At 60.4% G+C, this 8,672-nt stretch carries 8 protein-coding genes; 1 reads left to right on the forward strand and 7 read right to left on the reverse strand.

Translation table 11 applies throughout. The annotated features are described in order from the left end of the window. Positions 1-2 precede the first annotated feature (2 nt). From SH809_20120 to SH809_20145, 6 genes are all read right to left on the reverse strand, one after another. Complete coding sequence (locus SH809_20120; GenBank protein MDZ4702028.1) at positions 3-2,204, reverse strand: peptidylprolyl isomerase; 2,202 nt, start codon at positions 2,202-2,204, stop codon at positions 3-5. Between the two features lie 5 nt (positions 2,205-2,209). Continuing rightward, positions 2,210-2,482 carry a hypothetical protein gene (locus tag SH809_20125; GenBank protein MDZ4702029.1) on the reverse strand — a complete coding sequence of 91 codons (273 nt, stop codon included), beginning with the start codon at positions 2,480-2,482 and terminating at the stop codon, positions 2,210-2,212. 3 nt (positions 2,483-2,485) lie between these two features. Further along, the gene (locus tag SH809_20130; GenBank protein MDZ4702030.1) at positions 2,486-3,871 is read right to left on the reverse strand and encodes a hypothetical protein; all 1,386 of its coding nucleotides are present in this window, start codon (positions 3,869-3,871) and stop codon (positions 2,486-2,488) included. A gap of 160 nt (positions 3,872-4,031) precedes the next feature. Continuing rightward, positions 4,032-6,404, reverse strand: coding sequence for a T9SS type A sorting domain-containing protein (locus SH809_20135; GenBank protein MDZ4702031.1), 2,373 nt, complete (start codon positions 6,402-6,404; stop codon positions 4,032-4,034). Between the two features lie 12 nt (positions 6,405-6,416). Next, positions 6,417-6,833, reverse strand: a complete 417-nt coding sequence (locus SH809_20140; GenBank protein MDZ4702032.1) for a hypothetical protein — start codon at positions 6,831-6,833, stop codon at positions 6,417-6,419. Positions 6,834-7,077: 244 nt separating this feature from the next. After that, a complete protein-coding gene (locus SH809_20145) occupies positions 7,078-7,410 on the reverse strand; it encodes a hypothetical protein (GenBank protein MDZ4702033.1) in 333 nt (110 codons plus the stop codon). 20 nt (positions 7,411-7,430) lie between these two features. Here SH809_20145 and SH809_20150 point away from each other — a divergent pair, with 20 nt between their 5' ends. Beyond that, complete coding sequence (locus SH809_20150; protein MDZ4702034.1) at positions 7,431-7,886, forward strand: hypothetical protein; 456 nt, start codon at positions 7,431-7,433, stop codon at positions 7,884-7,886. An 18-nt stretch (positions 7,887-7,904) separates the two neighbouring features. Here the strand turns inward: SH809_20150 and SH809_20155 are convergent, their stop codons facing one another. Then, positions 7,905-8,348, reverse strand: coding sequence for a GxxExxY protein (locus SH809_20155; GenBank protein ID MDZ4702035.1), 444 nt, complete (start codon positions 8,346-8,348; stop codon positions 7,905-7,907). Between the last annotated feature and the right edge of the window lie 324 nt (positions 8,349-8,672).

Genomic DNA, 8,672 nt, shown 5'->3' on the forward strand with positions numbered 1-8,672 from the left:
CGTCAGAACGCGATGAGCCGGGCCGTGACGATGGAATCGAGTCCCGGGAACGTGCGATCCAGATAGGCACGACCGGATGTAGTGATCGAGTCTTGCCGCATGGCCGGCGCATTGGCGTATTGCCCGTTGAAAAGCGCCACGGCTTCATCCATCCCCCGGACAATCCTACCGAAGGGCGGATACCCCCGCACGCCGCCGTACTCGAGGGCGTCGAGCCGGCTGTTGTCGACCAGGTTGATGTAGACCTGGGTAGTGCGCGACTTCGGGCCGCCGCGCGCAAAGGCCATGGTACCGCGGGCGTTCGACTGCATGACCGGCTCGTCCTCCAGCACCAGCGGTTTCCAGGCCCGGTTCGTCGCCTCATCGTTGTGGATCCCGAACTGCGCGACGTAGCCCGGAACGACACGGTAGACGGACACCTCGTCGTAATACTTGAGGCGGACCAAGTGATAAAATCGATCTGCCGCCAACGGGGCCCAGGACCGATAGACGACCAGATCGAAGGCCCCTTTGCTCGTCTCGAACGCCACCTTGAAGCTATCCGGCGCGGCCTCGGTCAGGCGATCGTCCGGCAGTGCCTGGGCGGCAGCCTGGCCCGCCGGCAGCGCCAGACACGCCAGCACCGCGACGACAGCGGCCTTACGGGTGAGCAGGGATGTTACTATGAAGACGACGACATTGACGAGCAGCCCCCACGCGCCGATGTCGATGATCGTGCGGAGCCGGCTCAGCGTCTCTCCCCCGCCACCCAGAATGGACGGCCACAGGGGACTCAGCAGAAACACCACGGCCAACCCGCACGCGATGCCAGCCACGGCACCCTGGCGCGTCCCGCGCTTGACGAATAACATGTCGAACGCCATGGGTAGGAGCTGACTCGAAAACGCAATCGCCAGGAGACCGAGTTGTGCGATCATCCCCACCAGATTTATCGTCTCGCTGGTGCGGCTCACAATCACGATCGTGAGCGCAAGAGCAGTGGCCAGGAAGATGATGCCCCGCCCCACCCACGTGCGTTGCGTCTCCGAGGCCGCCGGGTTGATATACCGGTCATAAATGTCTCGGGTGAGGATGGCGCTCAGCGCGTGCAGATTGCTGTCCGCCGTGCTCATCGCAGCGGCCATGATGGCCACCATGATGACGGCAGCGAGGATGCTGCCAAATACCCCCAGCAGCTGCGGGAGGTGGTTCTTGATGATGACCACCAGAATTTGATCGAACTGTCCCGGGGCCGTCCCTACCTCAGGGTGGGGCAGCACCACGGCGCCGCCCGTTTCGATGGGATACAGGACCTGCCCCCCGAGCCCGACGAGCATGATGCCAAAAAGGTAACAGACGGTGAGCACCACGGTGAAGATGACGGCGCTACGCCGGAGCGTGGCGGTCGACTTGGCCGAATAATACCGCATCCACTGCGCCGGCTGCACCATCGACCCCATCGACGCAAAGAAGCATACGGTAAACAGCATCTCGGGCGACCAGTAGCCCGTGGTGCCGGGGACGGACAGCGACGTCTTCGGGAGTTCGGCCACGCGCGCGAAGAAGCCGGATACGCCGCCGAGCAGGTACATCGTCGCGACGCCGGCGACGAGCATCCCGAAGATGAGCAAACCTCCCTGAATGACATCCGTCCACGCCACGCTGCGCATGCCGCCGATCATGATATACAGCATGGTGATGGCGGAAAGCAGGACAGCACCGATGATAAAGCTGTTCTCCCCTGGAAAGAGCTGGGCGGCCAGAATTCCGCCGGCCTGGATCTGCATGACGACGTAGGGTACGGCATACAAGAAGCCTGTGATGGCGACGAGCAGGCGCAGCGCTACAGGGCTCTTGTAGTAGTCGCATAACATGTCGGCCGGCGTCACGTACCCGTTCGCCTTGCCCGCACGATGAATCTTGCTTCCCAGCACATAAATCATCGCGCCGCTGAGTGGGACGTTGAGCGCAAATAGGGCGAATACCACCCCGTCTCGATAGACCATGCCGGGCGCCCCGAGCAGCGCGAACGAGCTAAAAAACGTCGCCATGATCGTCAGCGACGAGACCACCCAGCCCTGCCCGCGGCCGGCGAGATAATAATCCTCCTCCCCCACCTTACTCTTCCGGTAGCCGACGTACCCAATCACCAGCAGCACCAGCAAATACGCCGCGAGTACGATGTACGCCATCCCGCCGAGATCGGAGATGATCTGATTCTCCATCGCGTTCAGCCCTCTGTTTCAGACTTGACGTCGAGGCTATCCTCAACGCGCCAGATTTTCAGGTAGGCCACCAGAACGATGGCAACCTGAACTGCAAACCAGCATACGCCCCAGACATACACGATCGGCATGCCGGCGACGACATAGACGGCATCGGGATCGCTGATGTCCGGGTTCACCAATCGGAGCCCGGGCCCCGGGCCCATGAGCATAGCGATGACCATGGCCACGGTGAGGACGAGTCCGAGCCGGCGTGTGGATTCGTTGTTGTGCGTCATAGGTTATGGCGTCAGGAGCGAAGCGCTGTTCCAGGCTTCGAGGGGCGTGTAGGGCTCGAGGTTAAAGGCGGGTTTGTACCCGAATGGCGCGGACATCACACTTTCGGTATAGACCCGCCCCTCCTGAATGCGGAGGGTCGGGAAGCCGTCTTCGTGGCGTGCGTACAGGGTAGAATGGTGGGCGAGGACATCGGCCCAGACCTCCGGCGGGTACATGCTGAGGCCGGTGAAGTAGTGGTGCCCGTTCCGCTCGGCGTGTTTGATTCCCAGGGTGCAGGAAACAGCCATATCCTGCAACAGGGCGATCGGCCCGACGCTGGCGAGGTCCTCGCCGGTGAGCAAATAGGTGCGCCCGGGGTCGTTCTTTCGGAGCCGGGCGAGCAGGCAGGCGTTGGCGATGCCTTTAACAATCCCTTTGCAGTTCTTGTGGCTGGTGCCGGCGTAGCCGGCGTCAAGCGCACGGCTGAGGCTGGTGAGTTCGCTGTCGGACTCGTCCATCACGATAGGGAGCGACTCCAGCCCCGAGGGCAAGGCCATCGAGAGGTTCTGGAAAGCGAAGTCCCGGTGGAGCGGCTGTTCGAGGTAGATTACATGGTCAAACAGCGCCTGGACGTGCATGTCCTGCAGGAGCGTAGAGAAATAATCGCGCATATCCAGGGGTGTCGCGAAGCGTTCGTTGGCGTCGAGCGATACCTGGAAGGTGCCGTCGACGGTGCGGCTGAGCACATCCCAGATGGCGCCGAGGCGGGCGATGTCGAGCTTGACATCGCCGGCGAGTTTGACCTTGAAGTACCGGAGCCCGTACGCCTCGATGGCCGCCTCGAGGGATTGCGGCAGGCCGTCGGTGATGCAGTTTTCGGGTTTGATTTCCCGCTCGCGGATGGGGTCGTCCAGCCCGACGGTGTGGCGGATGAACTGGTGGGGGATGGCCTCGAATGGAAGCAGATCGGCCGGCTGGAGGCCCGATAGCCAGGTGTGGATGCTGCCGAGGTCGATGTCGAACGCATTATCGTAGACGGCGCGGGCGAAGGGGAGATCGAGCAGTCGGCAAAAGGCGTCGATGACGCCGCGCTCGACCATGCTGATCCCGAACGACCGCAGCAGCGGCGGCGCGTCGGATGCCGCCTGCATCCCCATATAAAGCCGCATCCAGAGCGCGAATACGGATGGAAAGTGCTGCCCTTCGATGAGCCGGCTCGCAAGACGGATGGCCTCGATCATGCGCTTGATTTCAGCCTCGTAGGTGAGCCCCGGCGTTTTCTCGAACCATCCCGGCGGGAGCCCTTCGGAGGTGACGCCGATCTGGCGGTAGCCGTCGACTTCAAGATCGACCTGCAAGAACAGGTGGGGCACCGCCGTCAGCGCCGTAGGCCCGTAGCGAAAGGGCATGCGGGTATGCATGTTAAGGACATAGCCTCGGATATCGCGAACGGAAAGTTGCACGGAGCGGCGTACGGGGAGATGAAAAAAGCGGGCTGTCAAAGATCAGCCCGCCGGGGGAGATAGTCAACCGAGGTTGTAGGTTGGCAGGTTGGTGCGCCCTTATCTTTCAGGGAATGAAGTGGAGCATACCGTTTACCTGACGTCCGGATGAGACCACGCGATAGAGGTAGGCGCCTGATGATAGGGGTGCGAGGTTTAGCGCGACCGAGTGCGTGCCGGCATCAAAAAATCCATCGATGGGGGTAGCGACATGCCGGCCGAGCAGGTCGTACAGGATGACGCGAACCGGGCCGGCCATTTCCACGCCAAGGCGCAGTGTCGTTTCGCGTGAGGCCGGATTTGGATAGAAGCTGGCCTCCAGACCCTTATGATTCGACCCGGGGTCGAGCGCAATGCTGGTCCCCGTTGACGGACTCCAGCGGGCCAGGAAATTGGATGACCGACCGCCGGCCTGCGTAAAGTGGCCGCCGACAAACAGGTCCTGGCCCTGGCTATAGACGACCCGGGAAAAACGATTCACGCCTCCATCGAGTTCTTCGATACCGCCGGAAACCCAACGACCCACATAGTTTTTGATAAGTCCACCGACGTAGACCTCTCCGTGTTCGCTCACATCGACGCTGGTCAGCGCGTTCATTCCTGGCGAACCCAACCCTTCCCACCGCATACCATCCCAGCGCGCCAGATTGGAGCCTGGTAAATCCCCACCCAATCTGAAGTTACCCGCGGCATACAGTGTATCGCCATACATATCCAGATCCAGCACCTGGTCAAAGGGCTCGAACAGCCCCTCGCCCAGCGGGTGCCACTGCGTTCCGTCCCAGCGCCACACGTAGGAGGCGTCCGGGAGGCTGGACTGGAACGAACCGCCGGCGTACACGGCCTGGTCGGGGCCAATCGCCAGGGCATATCCAAAAGAGGGCAGACCGTTGCCGAGAGGGATCCAGCGGGTATCCTCCCATCGGGCGACGTACCTGAGTGAATCGGAGCCGGATGCTGTGAATCGACCGGTCGCGTAGATGGTCCCGACCGAGTCGACCGCCACATCCAACACGGCGTCGTTAAACCCGTCGCCAAGCGGCTCCCATCGCCCGCCGTTCCATCGAGCAATCCGCCGGGCCGGCTGGCCGTCTGCTTCCGTGAAGGCTCCCCCGGCCACAAGCGTGCCTTCGGCAGCCAGCGTGAGCGCCAGTACCTCGCCATTCACACCGGTACCGATGCTGCTCCACGCGTCCCCATCCCACGAGGCGATGTGCCTGGCAGGCATATCCCCTGCCGTGGAAAACGAACCGCCGGCGTACAACGTTTTTCCATCGCCGGTCAGCGCATGCACGGTTCCATTGAGTCCGTCGTTTGTATGGATCGCCCCGACACTTTCCCAGGCCTCACCGGTCCAGCGTGCCAGATTGACGGCCGGCAAATCGCCGGCTTCGGTGAATTCTCCACCGACATAAAGAAATCCATCCGGCCCGATCTCCATCACATTGATCATTCCGTTGACCCCCGAGCCGAGCGGTTCCCAGATCGCGCCGTTCCATCGGGCGATATTCTGGGCTGGGGTGCCATCCGCGCTTGAAAACGTGCCGGCGATGTAGACATAGGCCTTATCCGCCGCGATGACGCTCACTCGGTCGTAAGGTTTGCCAGTGCCGCTCCCCAGGTCCTCCCATCCGGCCCCATCCCAACGAGCCACGCGGGAAACGCCATCGGCCCCGGTCGTATCGGAATATCCGCCGGCGTACAGTGCACCATCCGGCCCGATCGTTACCGCGAACACCTGGCTGAATTCACCTCCAATTCCGTCCCAGCCGCCACCATCCCACCACGCGATACCCGGTGTAGATCGGTCCCCTATTTCGTTAAATTGCCCACCTAAATAGATGAACGATCCCTCGATGTGGACATCAAATACCGAGTTCAAGCGATCGTCGAGCTCGAACTGCCCGCTGATATGTTCGCCGACGCTGTCCCACCGCGCTCCATTCCAGCGCGCAATGCCGGTCGTATGCAGGGTAGTATCGACGAAGTCGAAATTCCCGACCACGAACAGGTTGCCGGCCGAATCCGCATCCATATCGTAGATAAAGGGTCTTCCGCAGCACCCGTGCCCGAATTGCCCAAGCACGAAGAGGCTATCAGGCGTCCACCTGGCCACCTGGTAACTGCTTGCGTGTGCGGTCAGATTCTCACCGGCAATGTAGAGCGTATCGCGGACCATGCGCATGGCCGAAACATCCATGACGGGATCTCCGAGCGGCTCCCACCGAATCCCATCCCACCGGGCGAGGCCGTAGGCGGGCATGCCGGCGACATGGTCATAAAACCCGCCGACATAGACGCGCCCTTCCCCGTCGAACGCGATAGCCTCGACACTTCCATCAAACAGAAGATCGCCACCAAAAGCATCGCTCCAGCCCGGCTGGCCCTGTGCGGAGGCGGCGAGCGTCAGAAAAAAGGCGGCGATAGCTAGATGTTTCATACGGGCGCCCGATCATCTCACCACATAAAATAACGCCCGTTTGCCAGATACGTCCTTTCCATTTTGCGCGATCAGGCCGAACGTATACACGCCGGCCTCGTCGCTACCCCGCAAATTTGCAGATAAATCAAGGACGGTATCGATCGTCACGTGATGTACTATACCCCGCAGTGAGGTGGTTAGATCTAGCGCTTTTGTGTCGTTGTAGGACGGATTGCTGTGCGACATTTCAAACCGATAAGCGATGATCCCGCGCCTCGTATCCGTCAACTCCGCACGGACACGAATACCCTCGCCGATGCGAATCGTGTCGGGAATGGCGTTAAAGATCGGAGCGTGAAGCTGCACATCGATGCTCGGTTCAGTGTCGAATACCGAGCAGCCGGCCAGGAAGCCGATGAGCAGAATGGTCGTGACAGCGCGTACCATAGATCCCGAGGTATTGAGTGGTAGTTGACGCCAAATGTAACCCAAAACTACCGTCGGCCACAACAGTGCATGAGGGTAAATGCATGGGCCTCATGGAACTGTCCGGAGACGGATTATGGGGATCCCGCAGAGGCGCGGAGGCGCGGATATTTCTTGCGTTCTCCCTCTCTGCGTCCCAGCGCCTCTACGGGAGTAGTATCCATTCTCGAATTGTACCGCTGAGACGCAGGGACGCGGGGGGAGGTCAGGCGGCCTGCTCCAGGTGGTCTTGCAGCCACAACCGGCTGGCTTCCCAGCGCCGGCGAGTGGTGTTATAGGTAGTGTTCAGGGCGTCGGCGGCTTCGTCGAGGATGAGGACGGCGAGAGGATCATCGTGATCACCGAAGGCACCCTCGTGGCCAACATCGATGAGGTACAGGCACGGCTGTTGTAGCGGTATCGTATGGATGGGGGAGAATATTTTGAGGGACCTCTGCGGAAGCCGGCAAAGGCGTCGATTTCTATTCCATATGCCCGTTTCCGACGGGTGTATCGAACCGGCGCCGCGGAGGCGGAGGCCGGCCCAGATCCCTTCCAACACCATCCGGGGCTTACGCCATGCGGTATCCTTTCAAAAAAGCATTCCTTTTCGTCCTTCTCCTTCTTTCGCAGGCCGCCTGGCTGCCCACCCTCCTGCTCGGGCAATCGTATGCCCAGCAGGTATGGGATCAGCTGCAGAACCACTACACGACGATTACCGACCTTGGCGGGGAATATGCCCTGCAGAACTACGTGATGGGCAGCATTCATGCCGGCGAAGACGATCTGTGGACGTTTTACTTCGACGAAGGCACGGAGTACATCATCAGCGCCGCATGTGACAACGATTGCACGGACATCGACGTGAAGATCTTGAACGAAGACGGCGAGGTGGTCCAGGAAGACACGAAGGATGACGATCAGCCCCTGGTGGCATTCACCCCGAAAGTGTCGGCCGGCTACGAGGTGGAGGTGAAGATGTACAAATGCAGCGAGGAGCCGTGTTACTTTGGGTTCGGGATTTTCAGGCGGTGATGCGAGAAAGGGTGGTGGTCACCGAACGTGCTCTTCGGTAGTACTGCCATTATTCTGCTTCGCACCTTTCCTTGACACATCCTCTTCCAGGCGATTCACACACCGGGTGATGCCGCCCTTGAGCACGGCCTCCCCAAAGTTCAACAGATAGCCAAGCTTGAGGCCCGTAAGGCGAAGGTAGGTCTGCACCTGCTTCTTGTGGGCGGGGATTACACGCTCGACAGACTTCAGTTCGAGCACGACCTTGCCTTCTACGATAAGATCGGCCCGGAAGGCTTCTGCGAAGTGCATGTCCTTGTATACAATCGGCACTTGAACCTGGCGTTCGACGACCAGCCCCCGATCGGAAAGCTCACGAGCCAGCACTACTTCATAGACGGATTCCAGCAGCCCTGGGCCGAGCTCTCGATGCACGTCGATAGCGGCAGCGATGACAAGGGTGCCGATTTCGTTTTCGGTCATGGGGAGGTTGGGGGATATCCCGCGGAGGCGCAGAGGCGCTGAGATTCCATGTCACTGAGTCTACTCAGCGTCTCAACGACTCTGCGGGAGATTCAATAGTCCATACAACCAGGAGATGATATGCCTTTTCAGCGCCGGCAGCATGAAATCCGAAGATGAAATGTTTTGCCGGGGAACGGGGGAAAGTCCCGCAGAGGCGCGGAGACGCTGAGGAGTTGCATATTAGCGAACTCACAAATTGGCGAACTCACAAATTGGCGAACTCACAAATTGGCGAACTCACAAATTGGCGAACTCACAAATTGGCGAACTCACAAATTGGCG

It is taken from the genome of Rhodothermales bacterium (assembly GCA_034439735.1).
Lineage (GTDB): Bacteria > Bacteroidota > Rhodothermia > Rhodothermales > JAHQVL01 > JAWKNW01.

What these genes read in the sequence shown, in the direction of transcription:
- SH809_20120 (MDZ4702028.1), bottom strand. Translation starts at nt 2,204, where the DNA reads ATGGAGAATCAGATCATCTCCGATCTCGGCGGGATGGCGTACATCGTA.
- SH809_20125 (MDZ4702029.1), bottom strand. Translation starts at nt 2,482, where the DNA reads ATGACGCACAACAACGAATCCACACGCCGGCTCGGACTCGTCCTCACC.
- SH809_20130 (MDZ4702030.1), bottom strand. Translation starts at nt 3,871, where the DNA reads ATGCCCTTTCGCTACGGGCCTACGGCGCTGACGGCGGTGCCCCACCTG.
- SH809_20135 (MDZ4702031.1), bottom strand. Translation starts at nt 6,404, where the DNA reads ATGAAACATCTAGCTATCGCCGCCTTTTTTCTGACGCTCGCCGCCTCC.
- SH809_20140 (MDZ4702032.1), bottom strand. Translation starts at nt 6,833, where the DNA reads ATGGTACGCGCTGTCACGACCATTCTGCTCATCGGCTTCCTGGCCGGC.
- SH809_20150 (MDZ4702034.1), top strand. Translation starts at nt 7,431, where the DNA reads ATGCGGTATCCTTTCAAAAAAGCATTCCTTTTCGTCCTTCTCCTTCTT.
- SH809_20155 (MDZ4702035.1), bottom strand. Translation starts at nt 8,348, where the DNA reads ATGACCGAAAACGAAATCGGCACCCTTGTCATCGCTGCCGCTATCGAC.